The sequence below is a fragment of the Novosphingobium sp. BL-S-21 genome (assembly GCF_055521655.1).
Genome location: NZ_CM145495.1, coordinates 1,949,998 through 1,967,757, shown reverse-complemented (window position 1 = coordinate 1,967,757; position 17,760 = coordinate 1,949,998). Strand labels below are relative to the sequence as shown.

General features: G+C 65.9%; 17 protein-coding genes. 8 read left to right on the top strand and 9 right to left on the bottom strand.

The genetic code is table 11. The features are described from left to right. Positions 1–7: 7 nt before the first annotated feature. From ACZ1J6_RS07805 to ACZ1J6_RS07790, 4 genes are all read left to right on the top strand, one after another. Positions 8–1,201 carry a winged helix-turn-helix domain-containing protein gene (locus ACZ1J6_RS07805; protein ID WP_431568918.1) on the top strand — a complete coding sequence of 398 codons (1,194 nt, stop codon included), beginning with the start codon at positions 8–10 and terminating at the stop codon, positions 1,199–1,201. A gap of 118 nt (positions 1,202–1,319) precedes the next feature. Beyond that, positions 1,320–2,036: a Crp/Fnr family transcriptional regulator gene (locus ACZ1J6_RS07800; RefSeq protein WP_431568919.1), complete on the top strand. Its 717-nt coding sequence runs from the start codon at positions 1,320–1,322 to the stop codon at positions 2,034–2,036. 61 nt (positions 2,037–2,097) lie between these two features. Beyond that, positions 2,098–2,325 carry a DUF6894 family protein gene (locus ACZ1J6_RS07795; protein ID WP_431568920.1) on the top strand — a complete coding sequence of 76 codons (228 nt, stop codon included), beginning with the start codon at positions 2,098–2,100 and terminating at the stop codon, positions 2,323–2,325. A gap of 99 nt (positions 2,326–2,424) precedes the next feature. Then, positions 2,425–2,637 carry a cold-shock protein gene (locus ACZ1J6_RS07790; RefSeq protein ID WP_431568921.1) on the top strand — a complete coding sequence of 71 codons (213 nt, stop codon included), beginning with the start codon at positions 2,425–2,427 and terminating at the stop codon, positions 2,635–2,637. Here the strand turns inward: ACZ1J6_RS07790 and ACZ1J6_RS07785 are convergent. Next, on the bottom strand, positions 2,627–3,016 hold the full coding sequence (locus tag ACZ1J6_RS07785; RefSeq protein ID WP_431568922.1) for a response regulator: 390 nt from the start codon (positions 3,014–3,016) through the stop codon (positions 2,627–2,629). The genes ACZ1J6_RS07790 and ACZ1J6_RS07785 overlap by 11 nt on opposite strands. 292 nt (positions 3,017–3,308) lie before the next feature. On the opposite strand from ACZ1J6_RS07785, the gene ACZ1J6_RS07780 reads away from it, so the two are divergent. Beyond that, positions 3,309–4,022, top strand: a complete 714-nt coding sequence (locus ACZ1J6_RS07780; protein ID WP_207913027.1) for a Crp/Fnr family transcriptional regulator — start codon at positions 3,309–3,311, stop codon at positions 4,020–4,022. A gap of 49 nt (positions 4,023–4,071) precedes the next feature. On the opposite strand, the gene ACZ1J6_RS07775 is transcribed toward ACZ1J6_RS07780, so the two are convergent. The 4 genes from ACZ1J6_RS07775 to ACZ1J6_RS07760 form a co-directional block, all read right to left on the bottom strand. Beyond that, positions 4,072–4,581 (bottom strand): GNAT family N-acetyltransferase, encoded by a 510-nt coding sequence (locus ACZ1J6_RS07775; RefSeq protein ID WP_465127246.1) that lies wholly within the window; start codon positions 4,579–4,581, stop codon positions 4,072–4,074. Further along, a complete protein-coding gene (locus ACZ1J6_RS07770; RefSeq protein ID WP_134093454.1) occupies positions 4,578–5,636 on the bottom strand; it encodes a LacI family DNA-binding transcriptional regulator in 1,059 nt (352 codons plus the stop codon). The genes ACZ1J6_RS07775 and ACZ1J6_RS07770 overlap by 4 nt, the downstream gene beginning before the upstream one ends. Before the next feature lie 95 nt (positions 5,637–5,731). Then, positions 5,732–6,394 carry a pentapeptide repeat-containing protein gene (locus ACZ1J6_RS07765; protein WP_465127245.1) on the bottom strand — a complete coding sequence of 221 codons (663 nt, stop codon included), beginning with the start codon at positions 6,392–6,394 and terminating at the stop codon, positions 5,732–5,734. A gap of 81 nt (positions 6,395–6,475) precedes the next feature. Then, complete coding sequence (locus ACZ1J6_RS07760; RefSeq protein WP_431568924.1) at positions 6,476–8,236, bottom strand: chloride channel protein; 1,761 nt, start codon at positions 8,234–8,236, stop codon at positions 6,476–6,478. 74 nt (positions 8,237–8,310) lie between these two features. Here ACZ1J6_RS07760 and ACZ1J6_RS07755 point away from each other — a divergent pair, with 74 nt between their 5' ends. Beyond that, positions 8,311–8,748 carry a MarR family winged helix-turn-helix transcriptional regulator gene (locus ACZ1J6_RS07755; protein ID WP_431568925.1) on the top strand — a complete coding sequence of 146 codons (438 nt, stop codon included), beginning with the start codon at positions 8,311–8,313 and terminating at the stop codon, positions 8,746–8,748. A 22-nt stretch (positions 8,749–8,770) separates the two neighbouring features. On the opposite strand, the gene ACZ1J6_RS07750 is transcribed toward ACZ1J6_RS07755, so the two are convergent. Beyond that, positions 8,771–9,904 carry a glycoside hydrolase family 43 protein gene (locus tag ACZ1J6_RS07750; RefSeq protein ID WP_465127244.1) on the bottom strand — a complete coding sequence of 378 codons (1,134 nt, stop codon included), beginning with the start codon at positions 9,902–9,904 and terminating at the stop codon, positions 8,771–8,773. 177 nt (positions 9,905–10,081) lie between these two features. Between ACZ1J6_RS07750 and ACZ1J6_RS07745 the strand changes: the two genes are divergently transcribed. Next, on the top strand, positions 10,082–11,461 hold the full coding sequence (locus ACZ1J6_RS07745) for an MFS transporter (RefSeq protein WP_431568927.1): 1,380 nt from the start codon (positions 10,082–10,084) through the stop codon (positions 11,459–11,461). An 876-nt stretch (positions 11,462–12,337) separates the two neighbouring features. Here the strand turns inward: ACZ1J6_RS07745 and ftsH are convergent. After that, a complete protein-coding gene (gene ftsH, locus ACZ1J6_RS07740) occupies positions 12,338–14,269 on the bottom strand; it encodes an ATP-dependent zinc metalloprotease FtsH (RefSeq protein ID WP_431568928.1) in 1,932 nt (643 codons plus the stop codon). Positions 14,270–14,379: 110 nt separating this feature from the next. Continuing rightward, the gene (locus ACZ1J6_RS07735; protein ID WP_431568929.1) at positions 14,380–15,453 is read right to left on the bottom strand and encodes a sensor histidine kinase; all 1,074 of its coding nucleotides are present in this window, start codon (positions 15,451–15,453) and stop codon (positions 14,380–14,382) included. Positions 15,454–15,743: 290 nt separating this feature from the next. Here ACZ1J6_RS07735 and ACZ1J6_RS07730 point away from each other — a divergent pair, with 290 nt between their 5' ends. Beyond that, positions 15,744–16,922: an aminotransferase gene (locus ACZ1J6_RS07730; protein ID WP_431568930.1), complete on the top strand. Its 1,179-nt coding sequence runs from the start codon at positions 15,744–15,746 to the stop codon at positions 16,920–16,922. An 88-nt stretch (positions 16,923–17,010) separates the two neighbouring features. On the opposite strand, the gene ACZ1J6_RS07725 is transcribed toward ACZ1J6_RS07730, so the two are convergent. Then, the gene (locus ACZ1J6_RS07725) at positions 17,011–17,751 is read right to left on the bottom strand and encodes an SDR family NAD(P)-dependent oxidoreductase (protein WP_431568931.1); all 741 of its coding nucleotides are present in this window, start codon (positions 17,749–17,751) and stop codon (positions 17,011–17,013) included. Positions 17,752–17,760 lie beyond the last annotated feature (9 nt).

The following is a 17,760-nucleotide window of genomic DNA, read 5'->3' as shown; positions in this document are numbered from 1 at the left end:
TGGGTGAGTGACGGATTTGGAGCGCATCGGTTTGCCCCAGGCGCGGCGCATCGCGCTCGCCGCACAGGGTTTTGCAGCAAGGCATCCGGCGCAGCCCGGCCCGGCCCGGTTGCGGCGCGTGCTGGACGGCCTCCACTTGTTCCAGATCGACAGCGTGAACGTGCTCTCCCGCGCGCACTATCTTCCGGCTTTCTCGCGGATCGGCGCTTATGGCCGGGCGGACCTCGATCGCCTGGCCTGGGGTATCGGCGCGGGGGCGAAGGTCGGCACGGGACGTGTGCGCGGCCGAAAGCTGTTCGAATACTGGGCGCATGAGGCCTCGCTGCTGCCCTTCGAAACCCATCCGCTCCTGCGCTGGCGCATGGCACAGGCCGATCGCGCCGAGGCGGGCTGGACCCGGATGCGCGACTATGCGCGGGAGCGCCGGCCCGAGGCCATGGCCCTGCTCGACCGCATCCGCCTGGACGGACCGCTCGCCACTTCGGACTTCGAAGCGCACCGGGGACAGTCGGGCTGGTGGGAGTGGAGCGACACCAAGCGCGCGCTCGAATGGCTGTTCTGGGCGGGCCATATCACCACCGCCACGCGGCGCGGCAATTTCGAGCGGGTCTATGACCTGACCGAGCGTGTCATACCCGGCGAGGTGCTTTCGCTTCCCACGCCCGCCGATGCCGATGCGCACCGCGCGCTCATCGAGAAGGCGGCGGCGGCCCACGGCATTGCGACCGGCGCCGAATTGCGAGACTACTTCCGCCTGTCGCCGGACCAGGCGGCGCCCGCCATCCGCGCCTTGGCGGAGGACGGCATTCTGGTCCCCGTCGACATTCCGGGGTGGCGCCATGCCTGGCTGCACCGCGACGCCCGCCGTCCGCGCCGGATCGAGGCCCGCGCCCTGCTGGCGCCCTTCGATCCGCTGATATGGGCGCGCGACCGCACGGAGCGGCTTTTCGGGTTCCACTACCGGATCGAGATCTACGTTCCGGCCGAGAAGCGTCGGCATGGCTACTATGTCCTGCCGTTCCTGCTGGGCGACAGCCTGGTCGCGCGTGTCGATCTCAAGGCCGACCGGCAGGCCAGCCGGCTGATCGTGCAGTCCACCCATTTCGAGCCCGACGCTCCCGGCCATTCAGGGGAGGCGCTGGCGGAGGAACTGGAGCGCATGGCGGGTTGGCTCGGCCTGGCGTCTGTCCAGCGCCCGTGATGCCGGAAGCCGCGGTACCCCCGGCATGAGGCCACGCATTAGGCAGACAGGGGGTGGAAATGGGAATAGGCTGGCCGCCGGCGCCGGGCGATTCCATCCGGCTGGGCGAGGAACGATCTTGAGCAATCCCCTCCTGCGGAAGCTGGAAAGCTTCGTGAAACTTCACGACGGCGACGTGGACCTGCTCAATCGCCTCGTGGCCCGGACGCGGGAGTATCGCACGGGCACCGATCTCATCCGCGAGGGCGACCGGCCGGACGACGTGTTCCTGCTCGTGGAAGGCTGGGCCTATCGCTACAAGATCCTGCCTGACGGCAGCCGCCAGATCATCGCCTACCTCATCCCCGGGGACCTCTGCGACATACACATCTTCATCCTCAAGGAAATGGATCATGCCATCGGCCTGCTCAGCGATGCGCGGGTGGCCTCCGTTTCGCGGGCCGAGATGCAGCAGATCCTGGACGAGCACCCGGCCATCGCGCAGGCACTGTTCTGGTCGACCCTGGTGGACGAGGCGGTGCTGCGCGAATGGCTGGTGAACATGGGGCAGCGCGATGCGTATAGCCGCATCGCCCATTTGTTCTGCGAGATGTGGCTGAGGATGCAGCAGGTGGACCTGGCTTCCGGCAACGAGTTCTTCCTGCCGCTGACCCAGGAGCAGCTGGGCGATACGATCGGGCTGACCAAGGTTCACGTCAACCGGGTGATCCAGCGCATGCGCGGCGAAGGGCTGATCTCCCTGACCGACCGCACGCTGACCATCCATGATGCGCAAAGACTCAGGGAAATCGCCGAGTTCGATCCCAACTATCTCCACATCTACCGGCGGAACTGATCGGCCGGGCACGAAACGCGTCTTCGCGTCGTTCTTTCCATGAGGCGGAAAGTCGACGGCAATGCGCTACTTTTTCAGAGTGACGAACGGTGTCCGCGAACTGGACCTGGCCGGGACGGAGCTTCTCGACGAGGCCATGGCGCGCCGGGAGGCCGTGCGTTTCGCCGGGGAACTGCTGAAGGACGATCCGGCCCTGCTGGACCATGGCCAGTTGCTGGTGTCCGTCCATAACGAGGACCGTTCGGTGGAATTCGTCATCACCGTTCGCCTAGAGGTGAAGGCGATCTGATGCTTCCCCGCGGCGGCAGTGCGGGCATCGTTTATATCATGGATTATAGACGGCCGGCGCGCAGTCGCTACCCCCGGTGGGGGGAGTTGGGGGGCGATCATGCCGAGTGGGACTGTGGTCTTTTTCAGCGCGGCCAAGGGGTATGGCTTCATTTCGCCCGATGCGGGCGGGCAAGATTGCTTCGTCCACCTTACCGCCGTCCAGGCCTCGCAATTGCCTGAACTGACCAAGGGTCAGCGGCTGCGGTTCGAGGTTCAGGTGGCGCGCAACGGCAAGCAGTCTGCCGTCAACCTGGCCCCGATCACAGAGTGACGGCCTCGCGGCGGCGCCGGAGATTCCGGGTGAATTCGCGCAGGATTTCGGCGCTCCCGGTCGGTTTCTCGCAGCGGGGAATGTCGATGAAGCGGTCCGGGATCTCGCGCGCGTCGCATCCGGTCGAAAACAGGAAAGGCACGGCATCGTGCTGCAGCGTGTCGGCAAGGGGAAACACGGAATCGCCGCGCAAGTTGATGTCCAGGATCGCACCGTCGATGCGGCCGGCGGCCCGCCGCAGCTGCTCGCCCTCGGCCAGGGATGAGGCCGGTCCGATCACCGCGGCGCCTTCGTCCTCCAGGGCGGAGGCCAGTTCGATGGCAATGAGATATTCATCTTCCACGACAAGGACATGGATGTCGGCAAGTTCGGCGGACATGGGCTCTCCAATCGGTCACTTCGAAGCGCGCCGGTGATTTCGCCGATAGCTTCGAATGCACGGCATGCATTGGCAACCGATGGACGCTACTCCTGAAAATCCCCCAATGCTTTGATCTAGGTTATTGACCTGCAAAGTCCTCCTGGCGCGATCAGGGGATCGCGCTCGGCGGGGAGCCGATAAGATTCTGCAGAGTGGTGGGCGCGTCGCTCGGGATTAACGCATGTGAATGTGGCGCCGTTGGGGACCGCGCAAGGAAGGGCATAACCTTCTCTCGGGGAACGGAAATTCATTGACGTTGCACCTTTCCGCTTTTGTCAGGCTCGCCAGTGCTGACCGCGAAATCCTGACCCAAGCGCTGCAACGGCGTGTCCGCATCCTCGAACCCCGCCAGGATATCATCCGCGAAGGCGAGCGGCCGCGTTTCGTCAATGTCATTCTCGAAGGCTGGGCGCAGCGCTACAAGCAGCTTGCGGACGGGCGCCGGCAGATACTTTCGTTCTTCATTGCCGGCGACTTGTGCGATGCCAATGTCTTCATCCTCAAGCAGATGGACCATTCGCTTTCGACGGTGACGCGGGTGAAGCTGGCGGAAATCTCGCAGAACGAGTTTCAGGAAATCATGGAGCGATCGCCTCGCATCGCCCAGGCACTGTGGTGGAACGAGCTGGTCACCGTGGCGATCCAGCGCGAGTGGACCACCAATATCGGGCAGCGCACGGCCTACGAACGCATCGCGCATCTGTTCTGCGAGATGTTCGTGCGCCTGCGCACCACGGGCCGCACCGATGACGACGAATGCGAATTCCCGCTGACCCAGTCAGAGATCGCCGAAGCCACGGGCCTTACCCAGGTCCACGTCAATCGCACGATCCAGGAGATGCGCCGGGACCAGCTGATAGAGCTGCGGAACAAGCGGCTGAAAGTCTTCGATCTCGATCGGCTGATGTCGGTGGCGCTGTTCAACCCGAACTACCTGCACCTCGATCATGAGGGCATTACCTGAGGGGCATAGGGCCTGAAACCGGCGCGGCGGAACCGTCGGCGAGCGGGTGTCAGCCCTCCAGGTCGCGCCGGTAGAACCGGGTGTCCACGGCCATGCGCGGGAAGGCCCCTGGCAAGGTTTCGGGCGGGCAGGGCGAAAACCCGTGCTTTTCGTAGAAGCGGTGAGCGGCCACGAACTTGTCCGTCGTGCCCAGATAGACGCGCCGGATGCCGCGCGCGCCAGCAAGCTCCAGCAGCGCTTCCAGCAGCCGCGCGGCCAGGCCGGTGCCGGAAGCGGCGCCGCGATGGGCGGCGGCCACGAACATCTTGCGAAGCGCGCCCTCATCGCTGCCGATGTCCTTCATCCCGATCGTGCCGACGATGCGGCCCCGGTCCTCGGCGACCACAAACGCGCCCTTGCCGCTCTGATAGAAGGCGGGGATCGCGTCGAGGTCAGGCTGGTCTTCGGCCGTGATGGCAATGCCGAATTCTTCGCGCTGGATCGGCAGGATCACGTCGATCACCCCTTGCCGGTCGGCGGGAACGAAGGGGCGGATCAGGATGCCGTCCGGCGTGTTCAACGGTCAATCCGGGGCACGGCGTCCGACTGGCGGCGGCGCAGTTCGAAGGGAAGGTGAAGATGCTGTGGCAGCGCGTCCAGTTCGTCCTGCCCCTCGGGCCAGAGCCGGGCGCAGAGCATCTCCATCGCCTTCTGGCTCATTTCCTTGATTGGCTGGCGGATCGTGGTCAGCCGCGGCCAGATCGCGTCGGCCAAGGGCGTATCGTCGAAGCCGCAGATCGAGAGTTCGCCCGGCACGCTGATCTTGTGCTGGTGCGCGATGGTGACGGCGGCGGCGGCCATGTCGTCGTTGCAGGCGAAGATCGCGGTGGGCGGCTCTGCGCGCGCCAGCAGCTGTTCCGCCGCGATCAGGCCGGAGCGGTAGGAGAAGTCTCCGGCGACGATCAGCTCCTCGTCCACCGGGATCTCATGGTCGCGCAGAGCATCCATGTAGCCGTGGCGGCGCCGGGTGCTGCTGCGGTGACGATTGGTGCCTTCCACGAAGGCGATCCGGCGGTGGCCCAGTTCGATGAGGTGGCGGGTCATCTCGTAGGCGGCGCCCCGGTCGTCCGTGGAGACCGAGGCGATGGCTTCGGCCTCCTGGTCCGGCGCCACGGCGACCACCGCGATGCGCGCGGCGGCAAGCCCGGCGAGCAGCTCGTGCCGGTCGCAGAGCGGCGGGGGTAGGATCACCCCGGCAACATGCGCCTCGACGATCTGGGCCACCAGTTCCTCCATCGAGGCGCGCTCGGGGCACTGTTCGACGGTGAGGTGGACGTTGCGGGCCGGTGCCTCGTTAAGCGCGCCGAGCAGCAGTTCGCCCAGATAGGCCGAAGTCGTGGCGCCGCCGTGCAGCAGCGCAATCCGCCGCACGGTGCGGCCCGCGAGCATTCGGGCCGAAGTGTTCGGCACATAGCCAAGTTCGGCCACGGCCCGCGCAACGGCCTCACGCGTTTCGGCGCTGACGCGCGGCTTCCCGTTCAGCGCGCGCGAGGCGGTCATGGCCGAAACCCCCGCGCGTTCCGCTACGTCGTGAAGGGTGGGAGGCTTGGGCCTGCTGGCGTCATGTCTGGACATTGGACTATGCCTTTAGCGCAAGTGTCCCGCAGGTAAACGAAGAAGGCGGGCGCTACGACGAAAGACGCATATCCGTTTGCGCAACGTCGCCCGGATCAGCGCACTTCCAGCCCTAGCTGCGACAGCAGTTCCGCCGCCTGCACGCGGGAGATCACCGCGCCGCGAAACAGGCGGGCATCCCGCAGTTCGATGCCGCCCAGGTCCGCGCCGCGCAAGTCCGCCTGCTCGAACCGGCAGCCGTCGAGACTGGCGTTGCGCAGCGAACAGTCCTCCAGCACGGCCAGGCGGAAGTCGCATTTGCGCAAGTCCGCTTCGGAAAAGTCGATGCGCTGGAGGCGGGCCTTGCGGAACGACATGCCGGGCAGCTTGGCGAAAGACAGCAGGACTTCGGCGAATGTCGCGCCCAGCAGGCCGGCATCGGTCAGGTCGGCCCCGGTCAGCTTGGTGCCTTCCAGCCGCGTGGAAGTCATGCGGGCGCGGCGAAACAGGCCATTGCTGAAATCGCATCCGGTGATCACCGCATCGGCGAGATCGGCCTGCACGAAGGATGCCTCCGAGCCCCGGCAGTTCCGGAAACGCGCGCCGGTCAGGGTGGCGCTGTCGAAACGCACGCGCTTCATCGAGCAGCGCTCGAATGTGATATCGGTCAGGTCGATGCCGGAGAAATCGCCGTCGTCGAGCGTGCATTCGGTCAGGGTCCGAGGGCCTTCGCTGCAGGGCTCCAGCAAAGTCTCGCGCGTGACGGTGGCCTGGTTCATGCGGGCCTTATGGCGCAGCACGCGATATTGGCAAGCGCGCGGGGGACGCGAGGGAGGGCCTCGCCCCGCCTCGCCCCTTGCCTAGCCTGCCCGGGGCTGGCTGCGGTCGCGTTCGAGCGTGCGGTGGTGATGGCGGACCTTGAGCATGTCGTGCCGGGTGAGAATGCCCACGACCTTGCGGGTGGCCGGATCGACGATCGGCACTCGGCCCGAACCCGATTCTACCATGAGATCGGCTATCCGTGCCAGCGGGTCCGTCGGCGCTCCGCTGGGCTGCGAGGCGTCGGACAGGGCTTCTCCCAGCGAGGCGGAGGAAGGGGCTCCGTCCACCCGCCAGCGCAGGATGTCCGAGCGCGAGAGTAGGCCGGAAAGCCGCTCCTGCCCGTCGACCACGGGATAGCTGCGATGCCGCGCGTCGCCGTCGAAGAAGGCCATGGCCTCGGCCACGGTCATCGCCTCGGGCAGGGTCTCGGGCGCGGGGGTCATGACCTGTTCGGCCTGGAGGAAGTCGAGCGGGTCCACGGTATATTCCTGAAGGATGTGGCGGCCGCGCCGGGCGATCTTCTCGGTCAGGATCGAGCGGCGCATCACCAGCACGCTGACCGCATAGGCGCCGGCCGAGGCGGCCAGGGTCAGCGGCAACATCGCGAAATCGCCGGTCAGTTCGGCAGCGAAGAGCGACGCCATCAACGGCGCGCGCATTGCGCCGCTGAGGATGCCCGCCATGCCTGCCAGGGCCCAGAGCGCGCTGCCGCCGGGCAGATAGTGGCCGATCAGGAAGCCGGAGGCGCCGCCCAGCAGGAGCAGGGGGGCCAGCACGCCGCCCGAGGTTCCCGAGCCGAGCGCCACCAGCCAGACGGTCGCCTTCACCAGCAGCAGCACCACGGCCACGCGGATGGCCAGCGATCCGTCCAGCAGGCCGCGAATGCTCTCGTATCCCGCGCCCAGGACATGGGCATCGATCAGGCCGCCCAGTCCTACGACGAGGCCGCCCAGCGCCGGCCACCACATCCAGTGCAGCGGCAGATGTTCGAACACATCCTCCACCTTGTAGAGTAGCGACGAGAGCAGCGCGGCCATCGCTCCCGTCATGGCGCCCATGACGAGAGCGATGGCCAGCAGCAGCGAGTTCAGATTTACGGCGTGGTGCACCGGGAACAGCGGTCCGGCGTCGATCAGCAGCGGCCGCCAGAGGAAGGACACCAGCACGGCCAGGACCACCGGCACGAAACTGCGCGGCTTCCATTCGAACAGCAGGACCTCGATCGCGAGCAGGATCGCGGCCATGGGCGTGCCGAAGATCGCGGTCATGCCGGCGGCCGCGCCGGCCACCAGCAGCGTCTTGCGCTCGGCCGCGCTGAGATTGAACGATTGCGCAAAAAGCGACCCGATCGCGCCGCCGGTCATGATGATCGGGCCTTCCGCCCCGAACGGTCCGCCGCTGCCGATCGAGATGGCGGAGGACAGCGGCTTGAGCAGGGCGACTTTCAGCGAGAGGCGGCTTTCGCCGAACAGGATCGCTTCGATCGCTTCGGGAATGCCGTGGCCGCGGATCTTGTCCGAGCCGAATCGCGCCATGAGCCCCACGATCAGGCTGCCGACCACCGGGATCGCCACCAGCCAGGGGCCCAGCGCATTGTCCGTGATCGCGGCCGGCGCCGCAGAGAAGCGGCCGAACCAGAACAAATTGATGGCTATGGCGATCGACTTGAGCAGCACCCAGGCCCCCAGCGCGCCGCCGCTTCCCACGACCAGGGCGGCCATGGCCAGCATGAGCATGCGGCGGTCTGCGCTGTGATCGGCGAGTGGACGATGGGGCGTCTGGAGAATCGATGAAGACATGGTGTGGCGCACTTATATCGTAGTACGATATTTATCAAGATTGACAGGAGGGCCCCATGGCGCGGACTTGAAGGATGCCTTCACCTCGCGATCCTGCCGCTTCCGAACCTGCCAAGCTGACCGTCGCCGACTATGCGGCGCTGGCGGCCTTCCGCTTCTCTCTTCGCGAGTTCCAGGCCTTCAGCGAAACGCGCGCGGCGGAGTGCGGCCTGACGCCGCAGCAGCACCAGGCTTTGCTGGTCATCCGCGCCGCGGCGCCGGGTACGGCGACGGTGGGACATGTGGCGGAGCGCCTGATCCTGAAGCCCCACAGCGCGACGGGGCTGGTCGACCGCCTGGTCACGCTCGATCTCGTCGTGCGGCGACCTTCGCCCAGCGACAAGCGGCAGGCCCTGCTGGAACTGACACCGCTGGCGCATGGCAAGCTGGAGACCCTCAGCGCGACCCATCGCGAGGAAATCCGCCGCCTGCGGCCACTGCTGGTGGACTTGCTGGAGAAGCTGGAGGGCTAAGGCTCCCTCGGCACCGATCTGTTCAGCACGGTGCCGTGCCGGCGGGGCTGTCGCTTGCCGACGTATGGGTAGGGCAAGTCTCGCCATCAAGTTCGGTGGCTTCGCGAACCACTGTCAGCCGTTCGCCGTCATCGCGCATTTCGTAGAGCTTGCCCCGCGCATTGTGGAACGGGCGATGGACGATCATCATCGATCGCCCGTCGAAGGCCCGGAACAGCATGCCGTGGCCGCTGTCTCGCTCGACCAGCGTGCCGAGCTGTTCCCATGGCCCTTCGATCAGGCCGGTCCGCGAACGGGCAAGCCCTTCCACATAGCCCTTTTCACCGTAGCTGGACCAGAGCATGAGCAGCCGCCCTGTCCGCGTGCGGTAAAGCTGCGGACCATCGGTGACGAACACGGTATCGCCCGCAGGCTGCTTCTGTCCCCGCACCCAGGGCCCCTCGCTGGCATGGAAGAGCCTCTTGGCCGGGCCAGCCGGGGCCAGATCGTCGGAGAGCGGCATGGCTTCCATCGTGCCGTCGCCCATCTGCAGCCATTCGTGCGCATAGACCAGCCAGGGCCGGCCCTTCGCATCGACATGCAGCGTTCCGTCAAGGGTCATCTCGGAAGCCGGAACGATGGGTTCTCCCTTGCGGACAAGACGATAGGGATCCTCTGGACGGTCGGCCACGGCCAGCACCGTTCCGCGGCGATAGGTCGGACGCGGCGCTTTCGGCTTGGCGGCCCCGGGCAGGGGGAGCGCTTCGTTGTGAAGCGTGGTGAACAGGTACCACCGCCCTTTCCAGCGGTGAACTTCGGGTGCCCAGGCGCCGCCATCCGCCCAGATATCTTTCGGAACGGAGAAGACGATGCGCGGCCGGGTCCAGTGCTTCAGGTCGCGGCTGGTGTAGACCATGATGCCGAGCCGCCCGTCGCCTGTCATCGCGGCGTCGTTGCTGGTGAAGAGGTAGTACGTCCTGCTTTTCGCGTCCGCGACGATCCAGGGATCGTGCAGCGGCATGTCCGGCAAGCTCAACGGTGCCTGGGCCGGGGATTGCGGCGCGGCCGTGCGGGATTTGGCGGACGTGTTCGAGACCACCCCGACGTCCGAAATCAGCGCCAGCGCCAGACCCGCAAGGAACAGGGGGAAGCGTGTCCTGCGATCAGCCTGCGGCAAAACCTTCTCCTGTCCCGGTCGAGCGTGCTTTCACGCCGAATGAAGACTAGCTTTCCGGTGCTGAAAATGAAGTGCAATTCCTCTAAATGGGACTTTTTCTGAACCGGCACTTCGCCGGACAGGCTCTGCGCAGTTGCGGTCACGCGAATGTCATCGAGCCGCTTTAGTCGTTCGCGCGTGAACCCTGGCATTTCCTCGCGCGTATGGCGCAAGTCCGGAATCGCCGGTCCGCGCCGAGGCCTGGGTCTTGCCGGGCTGGCCGTGTTTTCGCTGCCCGTGCTGCTGTTCCAGGCCGTCGAACTGGCCTGGCGTGCCTATCTGCCGGCTTTCCTGACGCAATGGGTGGGCGTGACTCTGGCCGCCGCGGGCGCCCTGATGTTGGGGGTCCGCATCATGGACGCCTTTGCCGACATCGTACTGGGATGGCTCAGCGACCATGTGAAGACCCGATTCGGGCGCCGAGCACCATGGATGGCGGCCGGCGCACTGCTCGTTCCCGTCGGCGCGATTCTGCTGTTTTTCGCACCATCGGGCGCCGGGATTGTCCGCGTGGTAGGCGCGAGCCTGCTGCTCCACATGGGCTATTCATTCATCGTCACCCCGCATGGCGGCTGGGGCCTCGAACTGTCGGACGACGAGGCCGAGCGCACCCGCATCATGGGGGCGAAAGTCTGGTTCGGCGTGCTGGGATCGATCGGCATGCTGGCAGTCATAGGCCTGCTGGAGCGGCAATTCGGCTTCGGCATTCGTTCGCTGGCGGCCACCCTGGGGCTTGTCATCGCCGTCGCCGCGCCGATCACGGTGCTGACCGTCCTGGCGGTTTTCCGGGAGCCGGCGGCCGTGCCTGGGGCGCCCGGCGCCGTCATGTCCCGCGCGTCGCTGCAGCGCCTGCTTGCCGGAATGACGCGCGACCCGGCCTTGCGGCGGATTCTACTCCTCTACCTGCTATGCGGCATTGCCGATGCCTCCACCGCCAGTACGTTCCTGTTCCTGGCCGAACCCGTGCTGGGGCTGGAGGGGCAGGGCGCCATGCTCCTGCTGATCCAGCCGGTCATGGCGCTGTTCACCCTGCCGTTCTGGGCGACGATGGCCGACCGGCTCGGACGGTGCCGCGTGCTGACGATCGGCTTCGCCTGGCAGGCCCTGACGATGCCGTTGGCGCTGCTGGTGCCGGCCGGAAGCGCAACCCTCTTCGGTCTGTTCCTGGTACTGCGCGGGCTGGCCTGGGGCATCGACTATATGTTGCTGCGCGCCATGGTGGCCGATGTCGCCGAGAAGGGCGCGGGTAGCGGCGCGCGCATGTCGGGAAGTTACTATGCCCTGTCCAGTGTCACGCTGAAGTTGGCGCTCGGCCTTGGTGCGGGGCTCGTCCTCTGGTTGATCGGGGCTTCGGGTTTCCATGCGGGAGATCCTGCCGGAGCGGCGGCCAGCCTCGCGATTCGCATGGCCTACGTCCTGCCCTCGGTTCTTTCGGGCCTGTGCGGATTGCTGGTCCTGAACCGTTCAAGTGGACGTCCATCCGCGCCGACCGGACTGGGAACCTCGGCCTTGTCCTGAAGCTCGCTCCGGAACGCAACAGCGGGTGCATGATTTGCAATTGTGGCCGCGCCGTCCCGAGGCCAAAGAGAGCCTGCCTTTCAGGCATCCTCTCCCAAAGACTTTCCAAGCCGGCCCTTGTGGCCGGCTTTCTTTTTGCCTCCTGCGCAGCGCCCGTTCGCAAAGCATCCCTTTGAGGATGGCCCGGACCCACCGGTGTGGCGAAAGCATCTTGATCAGCGCAAATTCTGCAACGCCTGAAAGCCCGGCATAGTCCCGGTTCTTCGAAAGTCGCTCACCCTCTAGTCCTTAATCGGCGGCAGGTCCCCCGAGCTTTGATCCGTTCCGGAATCGAAACGGCTGTTCGAGCAAGCGAAGGGAAATTAACGAGAAGGAGATCGAGTTCATATCGCCATCCTTACTCCGCACGACCCTCTTCCGCATCTGCCTACCCAGTTCGACCGACGGCCTTCGTACGTTTTTCAAAGACGGCCGACAGGCCGCTGCGCGGACTGCCAACTTGCCGAGTTTTAGAAATCCGAGGAGAAATCTCCAGTCGGCAGCTTCGCAGATCCCTCCCCACGATGGTAGAGCCAGAGTATTGCGGTTGCTGCACCCGTAACAGGCTCCTCGACCCATTTGGCGGGCGAATACGCCGGGTTCTTCCATCCCTACGATCACGGTCATAGTACGAGAAGCTCCGTTAACAGCCTGCCAAAGTAGCACCGGCGGAATGGCCGGCCGAGTTCGAATCGGCTCAAGATGTTAAAGCGGACCGAACGGGCGCCGGACCAAATCCTCACGGCGCTAACGGCAAAGGGGCGCAAGACCGTTAAGCCTTGCGCCACCTCCTGCATTCTCCCGAAGGAGAACTCGTGTTCCGGGATGTCTGTTCCGTCAGGCGCCCTGCGGGGTGGCGCTGCCGGAGAAGCGGCGGCCAGCCTTGGGGATCGAAGAGCCGGTCAGCGGTCGCGGTGCACCGGGGCCGCGCGGTTCGCTCGGACGATCGAGCTTGCCGGTTTCCAGCAGCTGGTTGATCTCGTCGCCCGAGAGCGTCTCATATTCCAGCAGGGCTTGGGCCAGGGATTCCAGCTGCTCGCTATACTCGTTGAGCAGCTGCGTGGCGCGGGCATGCGCATTGTCGACCAGGCCGCGGATTTCGCTGTCGATCAGCTTGTTGGTATCCACCGAACTCATGGTACGCTGAGTGCCGCCCATACCAAGGTAGCCTTCCTGGCTTTCCTCGTACTGGATCGGCCCCAGCTTATCCGACATGCCCCACTTGGTGACCATGTTGCGGGCCAGGCTGGTGGCATACTGGATGTCAGACGAGGCACCTGACGAAACCTTGTCGTAGCCGAAGATGATCTCTTCCGCCACGCGGCCGCCCATGGCAACCGAGAGGTTCGCCAGCATCTTGTCGCGATGATACGAGTAGCTGTCACGCTCTGGCAGGCGCATGACCATGCCCAGCGCGCGGCCGCGCGGGATGATTGTAGCCTTGTGGATCGGGTCGGATGCCGGTTCATGCAGCGAAACGAGCGCGTGGCCGGCCTCGTGATAAGCGGTCATCTTCTTCTCGTCGTCGGTCATGACCATCGAGCGGCGTTCCGCGCCCATCATGACCTTGTCCTTGGCGTCCTCGAACTCCTGCATGGCGACCAGGCGCTTGTTGCGGCGCGCCGCGAGCAGGGCGGCTTCGTTGACGAGGTTGGCCAGATCGGCGCCCGAGAAGCCCGGCGTACCGCGCGCGATCACGCGCGGGTTGACGTCGGGCGCCAGCGGCACCTTCTTCATGTGCACGGCCAGGATCTTCTCGCGGCCTTCGATATCCGGCACCGGCACCACGACCTGACGGTCGAAGCGGCCCGGGCGCAGCAGCGCGGGATCCAGCACGTCAGGGCGGTTGGTCGCCGCGATGATGATGATACCCTCGTTGGCCTCGAAGCCGTCCATTTCGACCAGAAGCTGGTTCAGCGTCTGCTCACGTTCGTCGTTCGAGTTGCCGAGGCCATGACCGCGATGGCGGCCGACCGCGTCGATTTCGTCGATGAAGACAATGCAGGGCGCGTTCTTCTTGGCCTGTTCGAACATGTCGCGCACGCGGCTGGCGCCGACGCCCACGAACATCTCGACGAAGTCCGAGCCGGAGATCGTGAAGAACGGCACGCCCGCCTCACCGGCGATGGCACGGGCGAGCAGGGTCTTGCCGGTACCCGGCGAACCGACCAGCAGCGCGCCCTTCGGGATCTGACCGCCCAGCTTCGAGAAGCGGGTGGGATCGCGCAGGAACTCGACGATTTCCTCCAGTTCCTCCCGCGCTTCGTCGATGCCGGCGACATCGTCGAAAGTCACGCGGCCCGAACGCTCGGTCAGCATTTTGGCCTTGGACTTGCCGAAGCCCATCGCGCCCGAACCGCCGCCCTTCTGGACCTGGCGCAGCGCGAAGAACGCAATGCCGACGATCAACAGGAAGGGAAGGGTCTGCGCGAGGATGTAGACGAGCAGGCTGCCTTCCTCGGGCGTCTTGCCGGCATATTGCACGCCGCCCTGCTGAAGCAGCGGAGTGAGCGTGGTGTCTCCGGGGACGGGGACGGTGCGGAACGTATCGCCGTTCTTCATCTTCCCATCGATGCTGTCCTCTCCCACTTCCACGCTCTGGACGCTGCCTTCGGCAACTTTCGCGCGGAAATCGGAATAGGCGATCATGGGCCCGCTCTCGCTGCGGGTGTTGAACATGGATACCACCATGAGAAGCGCGAGAAAGATGCCGCCCCATACGAGCAGGCTCTTAACCCAGGGATTGCCGCTAGGCTGATCGTCGTTCATCTTGGGAGAAACCGTCCTTTCGCCCGCCAATGTAGGGTCGGGCGGCTGAATCGCAAGTTAGCAGAGCGGGTCAGTGTAATCGTTTCGGCTCAGAGATGCGACATTGCTGATCATTCCGCTTCGGCAAAACGGCTTGGCGGCAGGTGAAGGGTCATTTTTGCCCCGCTGCGACCCGAATCGCAGGGCAGATTTTCCAACGTGAGCCGGGCTTCCAGCTGGCGACTCAGGACACGGGAAATCCGCAGCCCGATCGATTCGGCTTGGTCGGGCTGGAAATCCGGCGCCAGGCCCGCGCCGTCGTCTTCCACGCTGAGGGCGATGCCTTCGTTCTGGCGGCGCACGTCGATGCGAATGAGGCCGCTGTCGCGCGCAGCCAGGCCGTGTTCCAGCGCATTGGCCATGGCTTCGGAGAGAATCAGGGCCACGGGCACGGCGGCATCGGGCCGCAGTACGATGCCGGGCTCCACGGCGACCTTGCAGGAAATGTCTTCCCGGCCGCTCGAATCCATGACTTGTCCCGAGAGATCGTGGACGAAGCGGTCGAGGGGCACGAGTTCGCCGTCCGGACGATAGAGCTGGCGCTGGATGCGGCCGATCACCTGCAGCCGGCCGGCGGCATTGGCGATGGCGCGGCGGGCGGTCGGTTCCTCCAGCCCGCGCAATTGCAGCGACAGGACGGCGCCGATCATCTGCAGGTTGTTGCCCACCCGGTGCTGAAGCTCCTGGAACAGTAGCTCGGTGCGTTCCGCCAGCACGCCGCGCTCTTCGGCCAGCAGGCGGACTTCCTCCCGCGCGAGGTGAAGGCGCGCGTTGAACCGTTGCATCAGATGCACGAGGGCAATGTCCACCGCTACCACGCCGGTGTAGAAGGCCAGCGAAACCAGCGACTTGTAATCTAGCGCCAGCCCGAAACGGGGCGGGATGAACAAGTACCAGGCAAAGAACCCGCAGATCACCGCAGCCATGATCCCCGGCCGGGGGCCGAACAGGAACGAGGAAAGGATCACGGCGGGAAAGAACGTGAGATAAGGATAGCCCGGCGGAAAGGCGGCATCCAGTTCCCACCGCAGCCAGGCCGCCAGGATGCAGAGCGCCGCCGTGGTGCCGTAGCGCATCAGTGGCCGCTCTGGGATCAGGGGCAGCCGTTCGATGAACGGGGTAGAGAACAGCACTGGTCGGTTCATGTCGGGCAAGTCTCTCGCTTCGCCGGGAGCAGCGAGTGTCCGTCCGGGCTGCGCGGGGATGTGTGCGTGCTATATCCTCCCGGCGCAAGCGGAAGGCGATTTCCATCAAGCCAATGACGCGTGGTGGGCGCGCTGGTTCCCTGTGGCTCGGGCATTCGGCGCGGCTCGTGCCGATTTCGCTCCGGCGTGCAGCGCTCTTGCTCTCGCGGGCGGTTTGTCGGAGGTAAGGCGCCGGAGGGCCGGGCACTGGCGTGGCAACGGCCCGGACAAGATGGGGAGCCCCTGCGGGCATGAAGACAGCCGACCGCATTCATCCGGTCTATGCGGAAATGGAGCGCACGGTGTTCGACCGCATGTCGGCGCTCGCGCGCGAACATGGGGCGATCAACCTGGGGCAGGGATTTCCGGACGGGGCGCCGCCGCCCGCCCTGCTGGAGGCGGCAAGCCGCGCCCTGTTCGAACGGTCGAACCAGTATCCGCCCGGCGCGGGCCTGATCGAACTGCGAGAGGCGATCTGCGGCTATTACGGGCGGCGGCAGGGCCTGCCGGTTACCGCGGAGCAAGTCACCGTAACTTCGGGCGCGACGGAGGCGCTGGCTGCGGCCATCTTCGCCTTCGTGCAGCCGGGGGACGAGGTGATCCTGTTCCAGCCCGCTTATGACGCTTATGCGCCGCTGGTGCGCCGGGCGGGCGGCGTTCCAGTCTCGATCCCGCTGTTGCCGCAGGAATTCCGCTACCCTGCCGAGGCGCTGGAGGCAGCGATTACGCCGCGGACGCGGGTGCTGATGTTCAACGACCCGCTCAACCCGGCGGGCACGGTCGCCAGCCACGAGGAACTCGCCGCGATCGCGCGGGCCTGCACCGCGCACGATCTCATCGCGATTAGCGACGAGGTCTGGGAAGATGTGCGTTTCGACGGGGTTGCGCACCGCTCGCTCATGGCGTTCCCCGGCATGGCCGACCGGACGGTTAAGATCGGCTCGGCAGGCAAGATCTTCGGGCTGACGGGCTGGAAGATCGGCTGGATGATCGCCGCCGATGCGCTGGGCACGGCGATTTCGCGCGCGCACCAGTTCCTGACTTATGCCACGGCGGTGCCGCTGCAATGGGCCGTGGCTGAAGGGCTCTCGCTGCCGGATGCGGTGCTGGCGGGTCAACGGGCGCAATGGGCGGAATCCCGCGAGCAGCTGAAGGCGGGGCTGGCGCAGGCGGGCTTCGTCGTTCTGCCGAACGCGGCGACCTGGTTCCTCAATGTCGACTTGTCCGCTTCGGGCATCGGCCTTGCGGACCGGATTTTCAGCGAGCGGGCGGTGGTGGAGGCCGGGGTGGCGACCGTGCCGGTTTCCGCGCTCTACCAGGGCGCGCAGGCACCGGGCCATTTGGTCCGCTTCTGCTTCACCAAGCCGGCGGAAGTGCTGGACGAGGCCGTGCAGCGCCTTGCACGGTTTCGGCATGCGTTGGCCGGATGAGACGCGCGCGCGATCGTTGAGAAATTCCCATGCGGGCATTTCTTGAGACGGCACCGGCCCGCACCCCGAATTCGCGGGTCGCGAATTCTCAGGCGTTCAGGCCGCCGTTCACGCTGATGACTTGCCCGGTGATCTTCGCGGCCCCGTCGGAACAGAGGAACAGGGCCAGCGGCGCGATGTCGTCCGCGGTCGGCAGCCCCAGGCCGGCGCGGCGGGCGGCGCGGGCCATCCGCTCCGATCCCATGCGGATGGCGCTTTCGCTGCCCTCGACGAAGCTGGTGGACAGGGCGTGGGCGCGGATGCCGTCACGCGCGGCTTCGACCGCGAAATTGCGCACGAAGCCGATGGTCCCGGCCCGGGCCGCGCCGATCAGGCTCTGGCGCGCCGCCGCGTAGATACCCGCGTCGGAGACGAGGGCGATGAACGTGCCGCCCTGCGTCCCCAGAAAACCGTAGCTGGCGAGCGCGAGCCGCTCGACCCAGCCGACGGAGACATTGAGGAAATCGCCGAAGGTCTCGGGCGCGGTCTCGGGCAGCAGTCCGGTTATGCCGAGCGGCCCGGTGGAGACGCAATCGATCACCGCGTCGATCCGGCCATATTGCTCGCCCACTTCGGCGATCAGGGTTTCCGCCGCGTCCTCTTCCCATACATCGGCAATGAAGCCGTCCACGGTGCCAAGGTAGGAAAGCCCGGTGACGAGCGCCGTCACTCTTTCCTGGGTGCGTCCATGAAGAGCGACCTTCCAGCCATGGGCCAGGGCCTGGCGGGCGATGGCACTGCCGATCGAACCGCTGCCGCCGGCGAGAAGCAGGACTTTCTGGTCGCTCATCGTATCCTT